This window comes from Mycoplasma sp. 1018B (genome assembly GCF_024582675.1).
Taxonomy (GTDB): domain Bacteria; phylum Bacillota_I; class Bacilli_A; order Mycoplasmatales; family Metamycoplasmataceae; genus Mycoplasmopsis.
Genome location: NZ_CP102084.1, coordinates 372,083 through 392,352, shown reverse-complemented (window position 1 = coordinate 392,352; position 20,270 = coordinate 372,083). Strand labels below are relative to the sequence as shown.

Genomic DNA, 20,270 nt, shown 5'->3' with positions numbered 1-20,270 from the left:
AGAATTATTTTTGAAAAAATGAACAATTTAATTAATATAAAAGCATTTTAACCTATGGCAATATCTTCGGTTATATATTCATATTTGTATGAATAATTACGTTTTCTGCCTCAAACTAATAAAGTAGATGAAACACCAAATTGCCCTATAAACATTATTAAAGTAAGAATAATTTTACTAAAAATATTTAATTTTTCACTAATGCCTACTGTTAAACCACTAGTTCCAAATGCCGAAGTGGCTTCAAATATATAATTTAAAAAGTCATAATCAGCTCGACCAAAATAATTGGATGAAGAAGTAGACAAAATTATAGAAGCAAATAAAACTAACATTATACTAGTTAAAAATACAGTAAATGAATTACGAACAGTTTTATTTCCAATTTTTCTTTTAAAAGCTCTAACAGATGGTCTACCAGTTAATCTAGAAATTAAAGCAATGGAAATAATAGCAAAAGTAGTAGTTCTTATACCACCACCTGTGGAAGAAGGGCCAGCTCCTATAAACATTAAAATAATGAGAATTAAAATACTGTTAGGAGAAAATTGATTTATTGGTATAGTAGCAAAACCGGCGCTTCTTGTTGATAAACTAGTGAAAAATAAGGCTCAAATTTTTAAAGCTGTACTATTATAAAAATCATTTTGATTTTGTAAAATATGATTTTTACTTAATAATTCCATACATAAAATAATTAAAAAGGCAATAATTGTAATTAATAAATAAGTGATAGTGCTAATTTTGGTTAATAATTGTCAATAATATTTGCGTTTAGGATGTTTGCTTTTAAATCTAAAAAAATTAAAAATGTCATGAATAATTGGATAACCTAAACCACCAATAAGAAATAAAATAACAAAGAAAATTTGTAACTCAATATTATGGTAAAAACTTAATAATGATTTTTCACCTATAATATCAAAACCTGCATTATTTAAAGCACTTAGAGCATGAAAAAAACCGTAACGAAAACTTAAAGCTCAATTATTATGAGGCAAAATAAATTCTCCTAATTCTTGATAAGTTTTACTTTGGGAAATATTTAAATTTAGATTATTTTGATATATTGTTTCAATTTCTCCTAAATTTCTTGCAGGAACTAAATAAAAATAAAAAGATAAACCAATTGAACTAACAAGAAAAATAATTATTAAAAAAGTAACAGCATCAACAATAACTTGTTTGGAACTTTGTCCTTTTGCATCAGTTCTTTCTGCTGAAGCTAAATTAATTTCACTTAAAGAAAATCTTAATTTACCAAAAAATAAAAAATTAAATATATAAATTTTTAATACAAATACACCTATTCCACCCAGAAAAATCAAAATAGCAATAATACTTTGGCCAAAAATATTTCAAGTTTTAAAAGTGCTAAGTGTTACTAAACCAGTATCACTAAAAGCACTTGAAGCTGTAAATAAAGCATCTTCAAATTTAATACTATTTCATTGACTATTAATTTCTTGATGAGTTAATGGGCTAAAAAGTAGTAAAGAACTTAATAAAACTATTAATAAGTAAGTAAAAAAAATTATTCTTATTTTTTTAGTTTTTTTAAAGTGAAAGTTAAGATTACTAAAAAAACGATATAAAGAATTATGACGATATCATCTTATTAATTTTCAATTTCTCATAATTAAAATAATATATTATTTATAATATATTAAGAATTTATTTTATTTTTTATTTAAAATAAAATTAAAGGAGTAAAAAATGGCAAAAAATAAAAGTGAAAATATTTGTGTTATAGGCGCAGGACGTTTTGGTAGTGCAGTTATAGCACAATTAAATAAAATGAATTGTTCTTTAATGCTTATTGATAAAAGCGAAGAACATTTAAAAACTTTTAGTGATTCTATTGAAAACATAGCAATAGCAGATGCAGCTGATATTAAAGCTTTAAGAGCATTAAATATAAAAGATATTGATACTGTTGTTGTGGCTGTTTCAGATAATATTGAAATTGTTGCTTCATTATTAGAATTAAAAGTTAAAAATATAATTGCAAGAGCAACTTCTAAAAGACATGCGTTAGTTTTAAAACAAATTGGAGTTAATATTATTATTCAACCTGAATATGAAGCAGGTATTAGAACGGCATTATTAGCAGCTAATACAAACTTTATTAAATACTCTAAAGATTTACAAGAAATAGGTAATGGTTTTGTTATGGGAACTACTTATGTTATTAATGAAAAAGTATTAAATAAGGAAATCAAAGACATTAAATTAAATGAACTTGGAGTTTCTATAGTTCTAATTAAAAGAGGACCACAATTTATTTTGCCAAATGGTTTTACAAAAATACATGTTGATGATTTATTAACAATTATTGGTAAAGTTGATGATGTTAACCAAGCAATAAGAATTTTTAACAAAAAATAATTTTTAAAAGACAACTTTAAAGTTGTTTTTATTTTAATTTTGTAAAAAAATAATTTTTTTCATATTCGCCAAAATATATCACTAAATTTATATTTTTTTCTTGTTTTTTAATTTCATTAAATGTAAAATAATGGTGAATGGTGGAGGAAAGTGGTGATGAATAATATTTATGGTCAATTCAATCGAAATTTAGATGATCGTAATCGTGTCATTCTACCTGTAAAAATTAGAGATCTTTTAGGTACTAAATTTTACATTACAATAGGAATGAACGGAGTTATTGAACTTAGAAGCGAAAAAGAATTTCAAAAATTAACAGAATCGTTAACTTATGAAAGTAATTTTGATCCTCTAGTAAGAAAATTAAAAAGATTTTGATTAGGAAATAGTCAAGAAATTGAATTGGATTCACAAAATCGTTTTATTATTCCTAAAACTTATTTAGATAAAGCCGCCATTCAAAAAGAAGTCTTATTATTAGGCGTTGGGGATATAGTAGAAATATGAAATCCTCAAGTGTATCAACAATATTTAGATTCAATTAGTGAAGAAGAATTATTAGAAGCCGCCAATGCTTTTGCCTCTCGTCAAAATGCTTTCAAATAAACATCAAAGTGTTTTACTAGAAGAAACAATTGAAGCATTAAATTTAAAACCTAATGGTATATATGTTGATTTAACATTGGGTATGGGCGGGCATGCTAGTTTAATTTTGCAAAATATTCCAGAAGGAAAATTATTTGCTTTTGATAAAGATTATTTTGCGATACAAGAAAGTCGTAAAAAATTGGAATTAATAAATAATAATTTTTACTTAATTCATTCTGATTTTAAAAATATAAAAAATGAATTAAATAAACTTGGTATCAAACAAGTTGATGGTATTATTGCAGATTTGGGAATTTCTTCACCACAAATTGATAATGCAGATCGAGGTTTTTCATATAACAAAAATGCAAAATTGGATATGAGAATGAATCAAGATCAATTTTTAGATGCAAATTATATTGTTAATCATTATGATGTTGAAAAATTAAGTCAAATTTTCTATTATAACGCTGAGGTAAAATTTGCTAAACAAGTTGCGAAAGCCATAGTAGAAAATAGACCTATAAATACTACATTAGAATTAGCAAATGTCATCAGAAAATCTTTACCTGCTAAAATAGTTAGTTTAAAAAATCCTAACAAAGCTATTTTTCAGGCTTTAAGAATTGAAGTAAATGATGAGTTAAATGCTCTCAAAAATATGTTAGTTGATGCATTAGACTTATTAAAGCCGCAAGCCAATTTATGTGTTATTTCATTTCACTCTATAGAAGATAAAATTGTTAAAAATTTTTTTGGTAAATTAACTAAAAATCAATTACCAGTAAAAATGCCTGTTAAAGAAGAAAAAAAATACAGTGTTAAAACTATTAAAGTATCTGAAAAAGAAATTAAAATTAATCATCGTGCAAGAAGTGCTAAATTAAGAGTACTTACTAAAATATTTTAAAAAGGAGTAAAAAATGAGAAATGTTTATTTCAACTATCTTATAAGTAAAAATAAAGTAATATTAAATGTTATTGAAGTAAAAGATCAAAAAAATGTTTTACTTTATGAAAAAAACATTTCTCTTACTTCTGATTTAAAAGCACTTGATTTATTAATGATTAAACATAAAGAATTAGAAAAACAACTATTAACAAATAAAAAGAAATTAATAATTAAAAGTAATTTGATTTTTGATGAAAGTTTACATAATTATTATGAATTAGAAAGTTATCAAGCAGAAATTTTAGTTAAGAGTAACTTAATAACTAAAGAAATTAATAATGAATTAGAAAAACAAATAAAAACAAAATTAAATACAGAAAAAATTATTTTAAATCAAGTTATAAGTTGTTATAAAACAATTGATTTAGTTGATCAATTAAAAATATATAGAAATTTACCTTTAAATAAAATTGCAAAGAGTATTACATTAATAAAAAATTATTTATTAATTACAAAAAATAATATTTTAGATAAAATAATAAAAAAATTTAATCAAGTTAAAATATTTTTTAATAACATTTGTACAAAAATGTTTGCTCAAGTGCAAGTTGATAATAATTCTTATTTAAATAAAATTTATTTAGAATTGAATAATTATTCATGAACTTTAGCAAAAGAATTTAATAAAAATATTATTTGCAATAGTTATAAAGAAATAAATTATTCTGCAATTTTTAACGAAATATTTTCAAGAATGAATTTATCTACCAAACAATTTAAACTACTTGTTAATTCTTTTTTGAAAAATGATCAAAATTTAATAATTAAAAATTTAAACTTAAGTTCGCAACAAAAACTTTTTTATCAATTATTTATTAATAAAATTGAAAAATATTTTCAAGAATTACTACAAGAATTATACTCATATATAAAAGATGGATATAAGATAGTGTTTTTAGAAAATAGTGCATGCACTTTTTCAACATTATTTAAAAATTCCAAATTTCCTTTTGAACAATTTAAAAATACTTCAAATATTTCTAATTTATCTACTTGCATGCAAGGGATTATTAAATATAGTGACAGTATTATAAATTATTCTCCTCAAGAAAAAACAATTTCTAATATTTCGCTAAATTTTAAATCAAATTTTTTCAACAAATTATTTTTTAAATTTATTTATTTAAATAAAGGATAATTATGCAATCAAATAATAAAAAAGTCAAAATAAAATTAATCGGAGTTGGAGGGGCTGGAAATAATGCGGTCAATCAACTTATTAACGATAATATTGATCAAATAGAATATTGAATTGCTAACACTGACGAAAGTGATTTAAATAATAGCAACTGTGCAAATAAACTAATTTTAACAGGTGCTACAAACGGTTGAGGTGCTGGAGGAGATCAACAAATAGGAGAAGATGCAGCTAATTCTTGTAAAAAAGATATAGAATCAATTTTAGAAGGCGCAGATTTAGCAATAATTGTTGCTGGATTAGGTGGAGGCACAGGAACAGGTGCCGCACCCGTGATAGCTTCAATAGCTAAAGAAATGAAAATTTTGACTTTGACAATAGTTTTCATGCCTTTTAAAATGGAAGGATTAAGAAAATTAAGAGTTGCTGAAAGTGGTCTTGCTAAAGTTAAACAATATAGTGATTCTTATATTATTATTAACAATTCTAAATTAGAAGAAAATTATGGTGATTTACCTTCTGATCAAGCTTTAAAAATAGCTAATCAAAGTGTAAAAGATGCAATTGATATAATTGTTGATATAGCTTATAATAATTTTGTTATAAATGTTGATTTTAATGATTTGCGCACTATTTTAACAAACGGTGGTTTAACCTATGTAGGTATAGGAAAAGCAAGTAATGTAGATAATGTATGAGAAAAAGCTAGTTTAAATGTTTTTAATAATATTTTGTATGAGAAATCATTTAATAATGCTAAAAAAATTATTTCTTTAACTAAAACACAAAATGCTACTTTAATGCAAATAAATAAAGCACAAGAACAAATTTCAAAATATTTAAATACTGATACTAATTCAAATGATACTGTTAATGTTATTCAAGGAATGCAATATTTAAAAACATCAAATCCTAAAGATAATATTTTCGAAGTTAATTTAATAGCAACGGGATTAAATTTAATAGAAGAAACAAAAGAAAATAATTCTGAAAAAGAATTGTTAATAAAAACAATGGAAAAAAAACTGGAAGATGATTTAATCATTACAAATAATCAAAATGCCTTATTTGAAGATGATATAGATAATGAAGTACAAGAAAATTTAAACACTAATCATGAAATAAATAACAATAATATAGATGATAATAAACTGCAAAGTAAATTCCCATTTTCCTTTGGCTTTAAATTTAAAAAATAAAAGAGAGAACCCTCTTTTATTTTTTAAATTCATTTATAATTTAAATACTAATTTAAATTAAAGAAAGGATATTATATACATGCATCGTTTTTTTGTAAATCAAAAAGCTGATGATAATCATTTTATTTTAGATGAGAAAAATCTTAAACATTTAAAAGTAGCTCGTTTAGTAAATGAAGATTTTTTATGCGTTTATCAAAAAGAATTTTATTTATGTTGTTTAAAAAATAATTTAGCTTCAATAAAAAATAAATTAGATATTAATAATGAATTTAAAAATGAGATTATTTTAGCCGCACCTATTATTAAAATGGAACGTTTTGAATGATTATTACAAAAAGCTACTGAATTAGGTGTAAAAAAAATTATTCCAATGATTACAAAATACACAAATGGTAATTTAGTTAAATATGATTTATTTAAAAAACGTTTAAGACATTTAGAAATTTTAAAAAACGCAGCTGAACAATCATTTCGCAATGTTATTCCTGAATTATTAGAACCAACTAAAATTGAAAATATATTAAAACGATTTCAAAATAAAAAAATTTTTATAGCACATGAAAAAACTAATAGAGAAACTATTCAAACTTTAAGTGATAATTGTTTAATCCTTGTGGGACCAGAAGGTGGATTTGCTCAAGAAGAAATAGAATTAGCACAACAATACAATGCTCAAATAGTTTCTTTAGGTAAAAGAATTTTAAGAGCTGAAACAGCATGTATATATCTTTTAAGTAATATAAAGGAGAATAATGAATAAAAAATTATTAAAAGATAACTTTTTTCAAGGTATAAATGAAAAATGATTAAAAGAAACTAAAATTCCTAGTGATAGACCAGCCACAGGTGCTTTTTATGAAATTGATAAAAAAAATGAAATTAAAATGTTTAAATTAGTTAAAAATTTAGTGAATGATTATAAAGATAAAAAATTAAAAGATACTATTTTATCTAATTTTGTTAGATTATATAATCAAGCTTTAGATTATGAACAAAGAGATAAATTAGCTTTTAAACCAGTTAAAAAATATTTAAAAGAAATTGAAAATCTAAAAAATTTAAATGATTATAAAGATAAATACGTGGAATTATTTTTAAAAGGTTATACTAATTTATTTGAATTCTCTATTTATCAAGATTTTAAAGATTCTAAACAACAAATTTTGTATTTGGGTCAAGCAAATATTATTTTACCTGATGTTTCATATTATGATGACAACCATCCTAAAAAAACACTTTTACTTAATGCTTGATCTAAAATGATGCATAGTTTATTAATTAAAACAGGTTATTCAGTTGACAAAAGTAATAAAATGATACAAAATGCTTTAACTTTTGATGCTTTATTAGCTCAATATTTTCCAACTAATTTAGAACAAGCTGATTATTTAAAAATTTATAATCCTAAAGAAAAAGAATATTTAAATTCTATATCTCAAAATTTTAAATTTTATAATTTTGCTCAAACTTTAGTTACTAAAAAAGTTGATATGGTTTCTATTACTTATCCAAGATTTTTTGATAATGTAGATAAAGTATTGAATGAAAATAATTTTAAAGAATATAAAGATTGAATGATATTAAAAACTTTACATGCTTTTGCAAGATATTTAAGTAATGAAGCTAGATTAATTTCTGGAGAATATGCTAAAACTTTAAATGGTTTAAAAAAATTAACACCTAAAAATAAAGCAGCTTTAAATTTAGCAATTGATAAATTTTCAATGCCTTTAGGAGTTCATTTTGCTAAAAAATATTTAGGTGAAGAAGCTAAAAAAGATGTTGAAAATAAAGTTCAACAAATGATTAATATTTATGCCCAAAGATTGCAAAACAACAATTGATTATCACAACAAACAAAAGAAAAAGCCTTAATTAAATTAAATTCTCTAGGAGTACATATAGGTTATCCTAATGAAATACGACCTTATTATCAAGAATATCAAGTTTATTCATATAAACAAGGTTATAATCTATTAGATAACATAATCAACTTAGATCAAATTTTTATAAAATATCATTTTAATCAATATAAAGAACCAATAAACAAAAATTATTGAAGCATGCCGGCTAATATAGTGAATGCTTATTATAGTCCTACTATGAATCATATTGTTTTTCCTGCTGGAATTTTAAGTGCTCCTTTTTATTCTCCTAAACAATCTTCATCAGCTAATTTTGGAGGTATAGGAGCGGTTATAGCGCATGAGATAAGTCATGCATTTGATAATCATGGAGCTCAATTTGATGAAAATGGTAATAAAAATATGTGATGAACTGCTGAAGATTTTGCTAAGTTTGAAGAACTTGGTAAAAAAATGATTGAATTATTTGATCAAAAAGAAATTTGATGTGGAAAATGTGATGGACAATTAACTTTATCAGAAAACATAGCTGATGGAGGAGGTATTTCATGTGCTTTAGAAGCTTCAATGCAAAATAAAGATCACTCTTCTTTTGATTTCTTTGTTAATTGAGCCACAATTTGAAGAACTAAGGCAACTGAAAATTACGCACAAAATTTATTAAAAATAGATGTACATGCACCAGCTGAATTAAGAGCTAATTTACAATTGCAAAATTTAGACGAATTTTATAAAACTTTTGATATTCAACCAGAAGATAAAATGTACTTACCAGTTGAAAAAAGAGTTAAAATTTGATAAAAATAAAGGCAAATGCCTTTATTTTTAAATACTATTATTTAAATTTTGATTTCTTTTTTTAATATATATTAAATCAATATTTTTCTTATTACTTAAATTATTAGTTAATAATTCAATGATTTTCATTTGATCAAATATTGATAAATATGGTAAATCGTTATATTCGCTTTTAGCAAAATATTTAATATTTTCTACACTAATTCTATAAATAGTAGAAATATCAATATAATTTGCTAATTCAATAATTTTTAAATTACCATTTTCTAGAGTTCCCTCGTGAATATTAATAGGAATAATTTTTTCGTTTTCAATTATTTTTTGTGTTTCTTTTAAACAAGAAAGAAAATAGGCATATTTTTCTTCCATTGCTACAATAATAATTACATTTGATTTAAATTTATCTCCCAGTTTTTCTAAAAATTTGTCTTTCATATTAATTGGTTTTAAAACAGGTAAAACCAATGATGTTTTAGGTTCTAAATGTTGTGTATTCATATAATCAAATCTTAAAATAAATAATTTATTTTTTGTTTGTCTTTTATCCTTATATTTTTATTAATAAAAAAGCATATAAATGATTTATATGCTTTTTAATATAAATTAATTTGTATCGTTTTGATCTAAGACTAAATCAAAGTATATTGGACTATTTTTAGCTATAATATTATAGAAATAGCCGGCGTTATTCGCAAAAGGTCTGTCTCTTTTCGCATCTACATGAGCTTTTCATTCTTCAAAAGAATTTATATTTTTAATAATTTTATTATCTACTATATCAAAAAGTGGAAAACTATTAGTATTTTCATTTACAAGTGTTCCTTTGTAAAAGATTTTATCTGGTTGGTTACTATATTGTTTTTCGGTTCTGTTAGAAAGTGTTGTGTTAATATTTGTATCTAGTAAAGCTTTATAATTAGCATTTAATAATTCAGCAAAAAATACTTCATGATTTTTCGTTGTAGTTACATTAGTATTACCTAAGAAAATTAAATCATCATTAGTACCATCTTTTTCGTCAAATCATTTCATAACGTTTACTAAATTTTTGGCTTCATTTTCTGTTTCTTTTGTTGTTCCTCTAGATCTAATGAAATGTGATGCTACAACTGTAAAATCATTTTTAATATTACCTAAAGTTTCAAAGAATACTCCTACGGGAGCAACATTGTAATTACTATTTTTAGCTCCATCATTTTTTACAAAGTTTGTATTGTCATATGCTAAAACTTCTTGAGTTTCTTGATCTTCAAAATTTTTAATTTTTACTTTGCTTGCTTTATAAAGAAAAGCTGTTTTATTTGTATCTTCTTTTACTACATATTTTCAATTTGCTTGAGAATCTAATTCATTTAATTTTTTAATTAATTCTTCAACCCCAGTTATATTGTTATAGTTAGTTACTGCTTGAATATCAATTTTAAGATGATTAATTAAATCACTTATTGCTCTAGTTCTTGATTCTAAATCGTTTTGTCTTTGTGCATTTGTTCTAACTTGTAATTCATCAAGATATCATTGACCTATACGAATGATTTGTTTTGCTTCTTGAGGTTTTTCAGCAGGTGTTGTTTCAAGTGATGTAGTATCGCTTGGTGTTATTTCTTCAGATTTATTTTCTTTTGATTCTACAGAAGGTGCAGGCGTTATTGTTTCTGAATTTTCATTTTGTTTTTCATTGTCTTCTTTTTTAGTTTCTGCTGTTTCTTTTGACGTTTCTTCAGTTATAACAACAGGAGAATTTTCTTCTTTTGGTTGATCATTTGAATTATCAGTTTTCATAGTTTCTTTTGAAGTAATCTCTTCTAATGTTTTATCTTCGTTAATTGTTTTCTTAGATTTATCTGTATTTTTTTGATCAACTTCTTTTGTTGCTTGTTTGTTATTTTCTACCAAGTAATTAGTAATTTCTTTTGATATGCCTTGATATATATGAATTATTGTTGGATAAATATTTTCTTCAGGTGTTTCTGGAAAAGATTTTTTAGTTTCTTCAACTAATTTTTTATAATTTGCTTCACCGTTATTAATAATTTGTGCTTTTTGTTCAACTGTTAATAATTCTAAAAGTTTATCTAATTGATTTAAACTAGTTAATGAATGAGCAATATTATTATTAATTGCATCTAAAACATTTAAAGCTTTAATGGCATGTGTGTAATTTTCTATTGTTACATCTTTTTCTAAAATTTCAATTTGTTTTGCTTGTTGTGCTTTTAAATCTTCAAGATATTTAATTCCTAAAAAATCTTTGTTTATTGAATGTGTTGTAGCTAAAGTTTCTAAGTTTTCTTGAGTTACTCTATAAATTTCTTCAAACTCTGTTTTTAATTTGTTTAATTCTCCAGCAAAGGTTGAATTAAGTTTTTGTTCTTCTTCTGAAGATTTAGTTTCTTCGGTAGTTGGTGTTTTAATTAAAGTATTAATATATTCATTAGCAAGTGTTTGAATTGATGGATAAAATACTTCAGTTGAATTAAGATTTTTACCTTTATTAACTTCTGTTGTATAAATATTATCAATATTTGCTTTTAAATTAGTTAATTGTTTTTCACTACTAATGCTCAAAATATATTCTAATTGCGTAAGTGCTTTATATTCTGCTAATAATTGTTCATATAATTCTCTTAAAGAAGTATTAATAACTAAAGACGTTGCCAAAATATCTGCTTCATCAGACATTAATAATTTATTTAATTCGTCTATTTTAGTTAAAGCTTCTTGTTCTAAACTTTTAGGATATTGTGAACCTAATTTAACAACATCTATTTCATATTTAACAGATAAACTTAAAATAGTTTCATTAATTTTATTTATTTGTTCTTTTGCATGATTGCTAAATTTTTCATAAGCTTTTTTAAATGTATCAAAATCTTTTTTACGACGGTTTCTTTCTTGCGAATTTTGTCTTTCTAATTCCGTATTTTTAGATTTTAAAGTTTTATTTTCAAGTGAAAAATCATTTTGTTTATTTTCTAATTCAGATTTTTGTTTACTAAGAATTTCTATTTCTTTTAAAGCTTTTTCTAATTGAGAATTAATATCTTTTTCTTTATTGTTTTCTTCTTGCGTCTCACAAGCAACTGCTAAACTTATAGGAGCTAAAACAGATGCACTTGCACTTATAAAAAATAATTTATTTTTCTTTAATTTCATAAACACCTCTTTATTTACTTAAAATTGCAACTCAAATGGTTTTTCTTGCTGTTTTAATAATTCGATGCGAATAATTTATATTAATAGTTAATAAATCACCTTTTTTCATTTTAATTTTATGTTGATTTTTATCTTCTAAAATAGCCCAACCTTTAATTAAAAAAACGTTTTCAATTTTTTTATCTTGCATTCAATCAAGTTGTATTTGATTTGAATATATTAATTCGATTTCTAAATGAGAATTTTCAAAAACACTTATTTTATTTTCTTGATTCTTTTGCAATTTTTTTCAATTGAATTTATAAATATTAGTAACTATTTTTCACATCTTTCATCCAATATATATATATATATATATTAGCGAAAATTAATTTTTGTTTTATCTAAATAACTTAAAAATATATATTTTTCCTGCAAAATTTTATTTTTTTGCAAAAAGATTTTTATATTTATAAAAAAGTAGATATATACTATCTACTTAAAATTCATCATTTTGATCTAAAATTAAATCAACATAAATAGGGTTGTGATCGCTTATTACGTTTCTAATATAATTAGCATCACTAGAATAAGGATTTTTTCTATATTGATCAATGAAGTTTTTTCATTGATTAAAATTATTATAGCCTGGATAAATTTGATCATCTAAAAATTGATATAAAGGATAAGTTTGTGCATTTTTAGTTTTTAAATTACTTTTAATAAATATTTTGTCATATGAATTACTATATCTATTAAATGTAGTACCTAAAGATGTATTAATTTTTTTATCTATTAAATTTTTATAACCATTATTTAATAAATTGTCAAATAATATATCATGATGTCTTTCATTTATATTAGTATCACCCATAAAAATTAAATCATCATTATTACCATCATGTTTATCAAAATAATTCATTACATTAATAGTATTTAAAGCTTCATCAGCTTCTTGAGCTCCTAAATTTCTAAGATTAGGAACACTATGTTCTCTAATTTCATTATTAGTAGATCTTCTTATACCTGGAGAATCAAAATGAGCCGCTACAAAAGTAAAATCGTTTTTTTCTTTTCCTAATGTTTCAACAAAAATACCATATGGAGGTCTAGTATATCCGCCATTTAAATTTTTATTGTAATGATGAATAAAATTTTGATTATCATATGCTAATCCTTCATTTATTTTTTGATTAATGAATGGTTTGAGTTTAAATTTATTTGCCTGATAAATAAAAGCAATAAATTCACTAGTTTGATTATTTACCTGTTTATTTCTATCTCTGCCATTTGGTCCTGTTTGACTAATAATGTATTTTCAATTTGCTTGTTTATTAATTTGATTCAATTGTCTAGTTAATTCTTTTACAGCTCGTTCATTATCAATTTCTGTTAAAGCCTGTAAATCTATATTTAAATAATTAATTAAGTGTGCTATAGATTTAATTTTTGTGTTAGTAACTAGTTTTTCATTAGTATCATTTAAATTGAGATTTAAAACATTTCAATGTGCTAAACGTACTTGTTTTAATGCTATTTCTTGTTTTTTTGCTAAAGATGAATTTTGCTCTGTTTTTTCTTGAATATTATTTTCTTCATTTACTTTTGATTCAGCTTTATTATTAGTTCTAGAAATTTCTTTTTCTAAATTTAAAAAATATTTAGTAATTGTTGTTTTATAAATATGATTTAAATCATTTATATTAATATTTGCATGTTGTTGTAAAAATTTCTCTATTTCTTTTTCAACATTTTTAAAAATTATTTTTTTAGTCTCTATATTAAATAATCTTAAAACTTCATTTATTTGGTTCAAACTCGTTAAAGTATTAATTAAATTGTTATTAATTGTTTGCAAAGAATTAAGATTTTGAGTTATTGACGAATAGTTATTGTTAATAAATTCTTTTTCAATACTAGAATTTATTGATTTATTTTGATTTTTTAAATATTCAATATAACTATTTGCAAAAAGATTTTTATCAACTTCATTATCTTTTACTAATTTATTTAATAAATTTTCTGTTTTATTCAAATTATTAGAAAAATTTTTATTTAAATTATTTAATGATATTTTTAAATTTTCACTTATTTTTATTTCTCTATTTTTACCGTAATTTCTTGGGTGATTTTGTGTAAATAAAAATTTTAAATATTCGCTTACTGTTTCTCTTATAAGAGAAACATTTTCTAAATCTGCAAAATTAATTTTTGTGTTATTAAAAATATTGTCTTCTTTTTCATTTAGTTTAATAATTAAATTTGAATTGATATTTTTTAAGGTTTTTTTTAATTGTTCTATAGCTTTTCAATCAATAAAAATTTGCTCATTAATTAATAATAATTTTCTTTCTGTACTTATAATATTTTCAAATAAATTTTCTTTATTTTCTATATTTGTTAAAGTATTTAAATAATGATTGTTTTGATTTTCTATTTCTTGTAAATAATTTGTTAATAATTGGTCTAAATTGATATTAAATTCATTTTTAAAATTAGTTAATTCATTTCTTATTTTTAATAACAAAGTTGTATTTTTGTTTTGAATTAATTTAATTTTATTAACAAAATTATTAATATTTTTATTTCTTCTGTCAGAATTATTTTTGCTTTTTTGTATTAATTCATTATTTTTAATTTTTAATTTTTGATTATCAGATGCAATGATTTCTTGTTTTGAAACAAGCAGTTGAGTTTCACTTTTAATTTTTTCTAATTCTTTAAGAGTTTTTGCTAATTTTTGATTTTTTTCTTCTTTATTATTTTCATTGATGTTTAAACAAGAAGTAGTAAAATAAATTAAAGATAATGGAATAAAAGAACTATATAATAATTTAATTTTATTTTTAATTTTCATAATTTTACTCCTTATAAAAGAAAAATATCTTACTATAATTAATTTTATAATTTAATCGTTTTAACTTAATATTTAAATATTTTTTAATTTTAAATATGAAAAATAATATTTTTTTCATTTTTTAATTTAAAATTTTATTTTAAATATTTAAGTAAATAATAATAAAAAACTCTCAAAATAAGAGTTTTTAATTAAATGTAAATTAATTATTTAAATTTTGAATAATTTCTTGCGCTAAACTTAGAGCAATATTACCAACTATTAAAGTTATTTTATTTTCATTGAACATAATACCGCTAACATATTTTAAATTTTTAATTTTTTCTAATTCAATTAAATTGCGATCTTTAAAATGAATTGTTACTTTAGAAGTTGTAGCATTAACATTATCTAAATTATTTTTTTGCCCTAAAAACAAAATTAATTCTTCTAAATTAATATTTTTTGGTAATTTAATTATGCCATTATTATGATTATTAATATGTTTTTGTTGTTTTTTTCAATATATTCAACAAAAACCTAATGTTATTACTGTGAGAAAAGTTATATACATTTTATCTTTAAATTTCATAAATTAATTATATAAAATGAACATAAAATTAAAATATAAAGTAAAATTTTTATTAATGTTTTAATTTTAAAAAAATTAAGGAAAATTATGAAAAAAAGATTAATTAGCGGTATAAAACCAACGGGTAATTTAACTTTAGGTAATTATATTGGAGCTATTAAAAATTTTGTTAAATTACAAGATGAATATGAAGCTTATTTTTTTGTAGCAGATTTACACGCATTAACAACAGGTAAAGTAGATCCACAAGAATTAAATCATGCCAGATATGAAATTGTTAATATGTATTTAGCTTGCGGTTTAGACCCTAAAAAAGCACATATTTTTTTTCAAAGTGATATTTATGAACACGCTCAAGCACAATGATTAATAACTTCTGAAGTGGCATTGGGAGATTTAAATCGTATGACTCAATTTAAAGATAAATCCCAAAAAATTTCTAAACAAAATAATGGTACAGAAACTATTCCTATTGGTTTATTAATGTATCCTATTTTAATGGCCGCTGATATTCTTATTTATAATGCTGATGTTGTACCAATAGGTGAAGATCAAAAACAACATTTGGAATTAACTAGAAATATAGCAATTAAATTAAATAAACATTATCAAACAAATTTAAAAATCCCTCAACCATTTATTCCTTCAGTAGGGGCAAGAATTAAATCATTAACCAATCCGCTTGTTAAAATGTCAAAAAGTGAAAATGATGCTAAATCTACTATTTATTTACATGATGATCCTCAAATAGCTTATAAAAAAATTCTTAAGGCAGTTACAGATTCTGAAAATAAAGTTTATATTTCTGAAAATAAACCTGGTATTTTAAATTTATTGCACATTTATAGTTCTTTAAAAAATTTAACACTAGAAGAAAGTGAAGCTTTATTTAAAGACTCAAATTATGCTCAATTTAAACAAGCAGTAGCACAAGCAGTTAAAGAAGAATTAATTAAAATTCAAACTAATTATCAACTTGTTAAACCTTTAATTAAAAAAGTTATTGAAGAAGGTAAATTAGCCGCTAAAAATATTTGCCAACCAATAGTTAAAGAAATTCAAGAAAAAATGGGATTTATTTAGGAGAAAATATGAAAATTAAAGCTGAAAAAAATTTAAATCATACTTGTAGTCATTTATTAGCCGCAGCCATTGAAAAACTATATCCTGATACAAAATTAGCTTTTGGTCCTGCTACTGATGAAGGTTTTTATTATGATTTTGAATTCAGTAAACCTTTAAGTGTAGAAGAATTAAGTAAAATTGAAAAAGTAATGAAAAAATTGGCTTCAAGAAATTTAGTTACAATTCCTTTTGAAGAATATCAATATTCTTTTGATAATAAACCTTATAAAAAAGAGCTTTATGAAGAATTAAAATCTCAAGGTAAAAATATAACATTTTATGCTTTACAAGATCCTTTAAATAAAGAAATTATTTTTAGTGATTTATGTGCTGGTGGTCATATTGAAAATACTAAAAATCTTAAACATTTCAAACTACTTTCTTTAGCCGGGGCTTATTGAAGAGGAAATAGTGATAATATTCAACTAACTAGAATTTATGGAACAGCATGAAAAACTAAAGAAGAATTAGATAATTATTTAGCTATTTTACAAGAAAGAAAAGAAAGAGACCATCGTAAAATAGGAAAAGCTTTAGATATTTTTGCTTTTGATTATTTAAGTGGTCAAGGATTTCCTATTTGATTAGAAAATGGAATGTATATTCATAATGAAATTAAAAATTTAATTTTAAAAATGGATCGTAAATACGGTTTTACAGAAGTATTAACTCCACATTTTGGGAATGAAGAATTATATAAAATAAGTGGACATTTAGCTCATTATAAAGATGATATGTTTAGTCCTTTAATAGTAGAAAAAGAACGTTTAATACCTCGTCCTATGACTTGTCCTCATCATATTCTTTGCTATAAAATGAATAAAAAATCTTACCGCGATTTGCCAATAAGATTGTCAGAACAAAGTCAATTATATCGTTATGAAAAATCTGGAGCTTTAACAGGATTAGAACGTGTAAGAGGAATGTTATTAACAGAAGGCCATTTATTTGTTAGAGAAGATCAAATCGAAGAAGAAATTAAAAAAATGTTTAAATTAATATCAGAAACTTTAAACATTTTTAAAATTGAAATTAGCTATATTTCTTTATCATTAAGAGATAAAAACGCTAAAGATAAGTATTTTGATGATGATAAAATGTGAAATAATGCTGAAATTATTCTTAAAAAAGCTTTAGATGATTTAAATGTTCAATATGAAATTATCGAAGGTGAAGCAGCATTTTATGGTCCTAAAATTGATATTCAAATTCATACAGCTTTAGGGCATGAAATCACTGTATCGACTATTCAATTAGATTTCTTATTACCAAAGAATTTTGACTTAACGTATGTTGATAGCAATAATCAATTAGTTAGACCTGTAATGATTCATCGTGGTTTAATTGGAACATATGAAAGATTTGTGGCTATTTTATTAGAGCAAACTAAAGGAGTTTTACCATTTTGACTTTCTCCAAGACAAATAAGTATTATTCCAGTTAATTTAGAGCAAAATTTAACTTATGCTCAAAATGTTTACGAAAAATTATTTGCTCATAACTTTAGAGTTAAATTAGATGATAGAGAAGAAAGATTAAATAAAAAAATTCGTGAAGCACAAATTAATAAAGTTAAATATCAAATTATTTTAGGAGCAAAAGAAATAGAAACTAATACTATTTCTTATCGTGAATATAATCAAGAAGAAACAATTAATACTACATTAGATAATTTTGTTCAAATGTTGCACAATAAAAAAGCAAATTATGAATAAATCAAAGTATTTAGCTTTATATAATTGATTATTTTTAACTTTTGTTTGCATAATTCCTCAAGCAATAATATATTTTTTAGGTTCTAATGATTTAGGGTCTTCAATATTTAAATCGTATATTTGATTATATATAATCTTTTTTAGTTTGCTTATTATAAGTTTTATTGTTCAAATTATATTAATAAAAATTAATTTTATAAGTATTAAAACTTTTACTATTAATATACCAATAAGTGCTGTTTTTACTTTAATGATTTCATTATCGCAAGTTAATTGAGAATTAATTTATAAATTACTTTTAGCTCTATTAATAAGTATTATTAGTGCTTTAATAAGTAATATTATTGTACATAAAATTATAAAAATTCAATTAATCAATAAAAAAGACAAACAATAATATATTTTATTTGTTTGTCTTTTTTTGTTTTTTAAATCTAGCATTATTTAACAAAAAGATTTTATATTTATTTTTAACAATTTTATCTACAAGTTTTTTATATTCATCTAAAGCACTAAAAGTAATTTCTTGTTCTTCTTGAATTTTTTTTCTTTCAATTATTTTAAATTTATTTCTTTTATTTAAAAATAATATTACTCATAATAAATAACTTAAAAAAACTAAAACAATATAAACAATAGTTAATTGTGCATAAATATCATTATTAATATTAAAAATAGCATCTTCATAATTAAAATTTATTTTTCTAAAAAATAACATTATTGACATAATTAATAATGGTAAAGTTAATCTAATTAAAAAAATTTTTACATCTTTAGTTATCATTGTTTTTATTTCTTTATCATAAAATATTTTTTCTTCATTAAATACCTTAATTAATTTCAAATATTGTTTGTAAGCAAAAAAAGTTAAAATGGTTAACATTATTCATGCACTTCAAAAAACAATAAATATTATAAGATCAGCAATATTACCTAACATATTTAGCATTTTTATCTCCTTTTTGATTAAATTTTTCTAATAATTCAATCGTTTTAGCAACGCCTGCATTTTGATAATCAAAAGTAATTAAATCTGCTTCTTTTTTAATAGAATCAATAGCATTTTGCATAACAGCTAATTTAATATTTTGTTCTTTTACACTAATATCATTACCTGAATCACCTATATGTCAAACATTTTCTAAATTAACATTTAATAATTTAGCTACAAATTCATCTCCTATTCCCTTAGTTGATAAAGCATTTGTAATTTCCAAAGACAGACCTTTTGATACTTTGTGTGTACGTAAGTTTGGGAACATTTGCATTATTTGCTCAGACAATTTATTAGTTTCTTCTATAGTATTTAAACCAAAGGCTAACAAACGATTAATTTCTTGATTAAGATTTGCTTTTTCATAAGGTAATTTTTTAAAATCTTTCGCCCAAGGGCGATCTAAAGTAATTTTATCTGGATTATTAGTGTATATAATAGGATCGCCATTTATAGTGTAATGTAAATTATTTATTTGCATAAAATTTTTAATTTTATGAGCAGTTTCATTATCTATTAAATTATTTCTTAAAATTTTATTTTTTTTAACATCTAATATTATTGCGCCGTTTTGACAAATAAGATATTTTGAGTTAATTCTTTTAGCTAAATCGACAACAAAAGAACTATTTGATCTACCGGTCGAAATAATAAAATTTTTAGTTTGATTAATTTTTTTTGCCATTTGTAAATTTGTTTGTGAAACAGGATAATTAGTATCATCGTATTGATCTAAAAATGTTCCATCTAAATCAACAAAATAAGCTTGAATATTTGATTTCATAATTTTAATTATAAACTTATTAATGAAAATAATTTTAAAAAGCTAGGAAATAACATTTCCTAGCTTAGATTATTGATTATTCTAAAAGTTATAAAAATATGTTTTAATTTAAAATTTGTACCAAATAAAAAATTTTTTATATAAAGTTTAACGATTGC

General features: G+C 22.4%; 18 protein-coding genes. 10 read left to right on the top strand and 8 right to left on the bottom strand.

Annotation, left to right across the window (positions count from 1 at the left end):
* Window positions 1–47 precede the first annotated feature (47 nt).
* A complete protein-coding gene (locus NPA14_RS01495; RefSeq protein WP_257075602.1) occupies window positions 48–1,637 on the bottom strand; it encodes a TrkH family potassium uptake protein in 1,590 nt (529 codons plus the stop codon).
* Between the two features lie 79 nt (window positions 1,638–1,716).
* Between NPA14_RS01495 and NPA14_RS01490 the strand changes: the two genes are divergently transcribed.
* From NPA14_RS01490 to NPA14_RS01460, 7 genes are all read left to right on the top strand, one after another.
* Complete coding sequence (locus NPA14_RS01490; RefSeq protein ID WP_257075601.1) at window positions 1,717–2,388, top strand: TrkA family potassium uptake protein; 672 nt, start codon at window positions 1,717–1,719, stop codon at window positions 2,386–2,388.
* A 156-nt stretch (window positions 2,389–2,544) separates the two neighbouring features.
* Window positions 2,545–2,994: a division/cell wall cluster transcriptional repressor MraZ gene (gene mraZ, locus NPA14_RS01485; protein WP_257075599.1), complete on the top strand. Its 450-nt coding sequence runs from the start codon at window positions 2,545–2,547 to the stop codon at window positions 2,992–2,994.
* Complete coding sequence (rsmH, locus tag NPA14_RS01480; RefSeq protein WP_257075598.1) at window positions 2,960–3,886, top strand: 16S rRNA (cytosine(1402)-N(4))-methyltransferase RsmH; 927 nt, start codon at window positions 2,960–2,962, stop codon at window positions 3,884–3,886. The genes mraZ and rsmH overlap by 35 nt, the downstream gene beginning before the upstream one ends.
* Window positions 3,887–3,899: 13 nt before the next feature.
* Window positions 3,900–5,066 (top strand): MAG3720 family protein, encoded by a 1,167-nt coding sequence (locus NPA14_RS01475; RefSeq protein WP_257075597.1) that lies wholly within the window; start codon window positions 3,900–3,902, stop codon window positions 5,064–5,066.
* Window positions 5,067–5,068: 2 nt separating this feature from the next.
* A complete protein-coding gene (locus tag NPA14_RS01470) occupies window positions 5,069–6,265 on the top strand; it encodes a cell division protein FtsZ (RefSeq protein WP_257075596.1) in 1,197 nt (398 codons plus the stop codon).
* Between the two features lie 79 nt (window positions 6,266–6,344).
* Window positions 6,345–7,028 carry a 16S rRNA (uracil(1498)-N(3))-methyltransferase gene (locus tag NPA14_RS01465; RefSeq protein ID WP_257075595.1) on the top strand — a complete coding sequence of 228 codons (684 nt, stop codon included), beginning with the start codon at window positions 6,345–6,347 and terminating at the stop codon, window positions 7,026–7,028.
* Complete coding sequence (locus NPA14_RS01460; protein WP_257075594.1) at window positions 7,021–8,934, top strand: M13 family metallopeptidase; 1,914 nt, start codon at window positions 7,021–7,023, stop codon at window positions 8,932–8,934. The genes NPA14_RS01465 and NPA14_RS01460 overlap by 8 nt, the downstream gene beginning before the upstream one ends.
* 24 nt (window positions 8,935–8,958) lie before the next feature.
* On the opposite strand, the gene NPA14_RS01455 is transcribed toward NPA14_RS01460, so the two are convergent.
* From NPA14_RS01455 to NPA14_RS01435, 5 genes are all read right to left on the bottom strand, one after another.
* On the bottom strand, window positions 8,959–9,429 hold the full coding sequence (locus NPA14_RS01455) for a hypothetical protein (protein ID WP_257075593.1): 471 nt from the start codon (window positions 9,427–9,429) through the stop codon (window positions 8,959–8,961).
* Between the two features lie 105 nt (window positions 9,430–9,534).
* Entirely contained in the window at window positions 9,535–12,087 is a 2,553-nt protein-coding gene (locus NPA14_RS01450; protein WP_257075592.1) for a hypothetical protein, read from the bottom strand.
* A 10-nt stretch (window positions 12,088–12,097) separates the two neighbouring features.
* Complete coding sequence (locus tag NPA14_RS01445; protein ID WP_257075591.1) at window positions 12,098–12,415, bottom strand: hypothetical protein; 318 nt, start codon at window positions 12,413–12,415, stop codon at window positions 12,098–12,100.
* 150 nt (window positions 12,416–12,565) lie between these two features.
* Window positions 12,566–14,923: an endonuclease/exonuclease/phosphatase family protein gene (locus tag NPA14_RS01440; RefSeq protein ID WP_257075590.1), complete on the bottom strand. Its 2,358-nt coding sequence runs from the start codon at window positions 14,921–14,923 to the stop codon at window positions 12,566–12,568.
* A 202-nt stretch (window positions 14,924–15,125) separates the two neighbouring features.
* Window positions 15,126–15,494: a PTS sugar transporter subunit IIA gene (locus tag NPA14_RS01435; protein WP_257075589.1), complete on the bottom strand. Its 369-nt coding sequence runs from the start codon at window positions 15,492–15,494 to the stop codon at window positions 15,126–15,128.
* Window positions 15,495–15,581: 87 nt separating this feature from the next.
* On the opposite strand from NPA14_RS01435, the gene trpS reads away from it, so the two are divergent.
* The 3 genes from trpS to NPA14_RS01420 are packed head-to-tail and all read left to right on the top strand — an operon-like array spanning window position 15,582 to window position 18,731.
* On the top strand, window positions 15,582–16,577 hold the full coding sequence (trpS, locus tag NPA14_RS01430) for a tryptophan--tRNA ligase (RefSeq protein WP_257075588.1): 996 nt from the start codon (window positions 15,582–15,584) through the stop codon (window positions 16,575–16,577).
* Window positions 16,578–16,585: 8 nt separating this feature from the next.
* The gene (gene thrS / locus NPA14_RS01425; protein WP_257075586.1) at window positions 16,586–18,334 is read left to right on the top strand and encodes a threonine--tRNA ligase; all 1,749 of its coding nucleotides are present in this window, start codon (window positions 16,586–16,588) and stop codon (window positions 18,332–18,334) included.
* Window positions 18,327–18,731, top strand: coding sequence for an MAG3450 family membrane protein (locus NPA14_RS01420; protein WP_257075585.1), 405 nt, complete (start codon window positions 18,327–18,329; stop codon window positions 18,729–18,731). Before thrS ends, NPA14_RS01420 begins: the two co-directional genes overlap by 8 nt.
* 6 nt (window positions 18,732–18,737) lie before the next feature.
* Here NPA14_RS01420 and NPA14_RS01415 read toward each other — a convergent pair whose 3' ends face one another.
* Both NPA14_RS01415 and NPA14_RS01410 read right to left on the bottom strand, forming a co-directional pair.
* Window positions 18,738–19,274 carry a hypothetical protein gene (locus NPA14_RS01415; protein ID WP_257075584.1) on the bottom strand — a complete coding sequence of 179 codons (537 nt, stop codon included), beginning with the start codon at window positions 19,272–19,274 and terminating at the stop codon, window positions 18,738–18,740.
* A complete protein-coding gene (locus tag NPA14_RS01410) occupies window positions 19,264–20,112 on the bottom strand; it encodes an HAD family hydrolase (RefSeq protein ID WP_257075583.1) in 849 nt (282 codons plus the stop codon). Before NPA14_RS01410 ends, NPA14_RS01415 begins: the two co-directional genes overlap by 11 nt.
* Window positions 20,113–20,270: the final 158 nt, after the last annotated feature.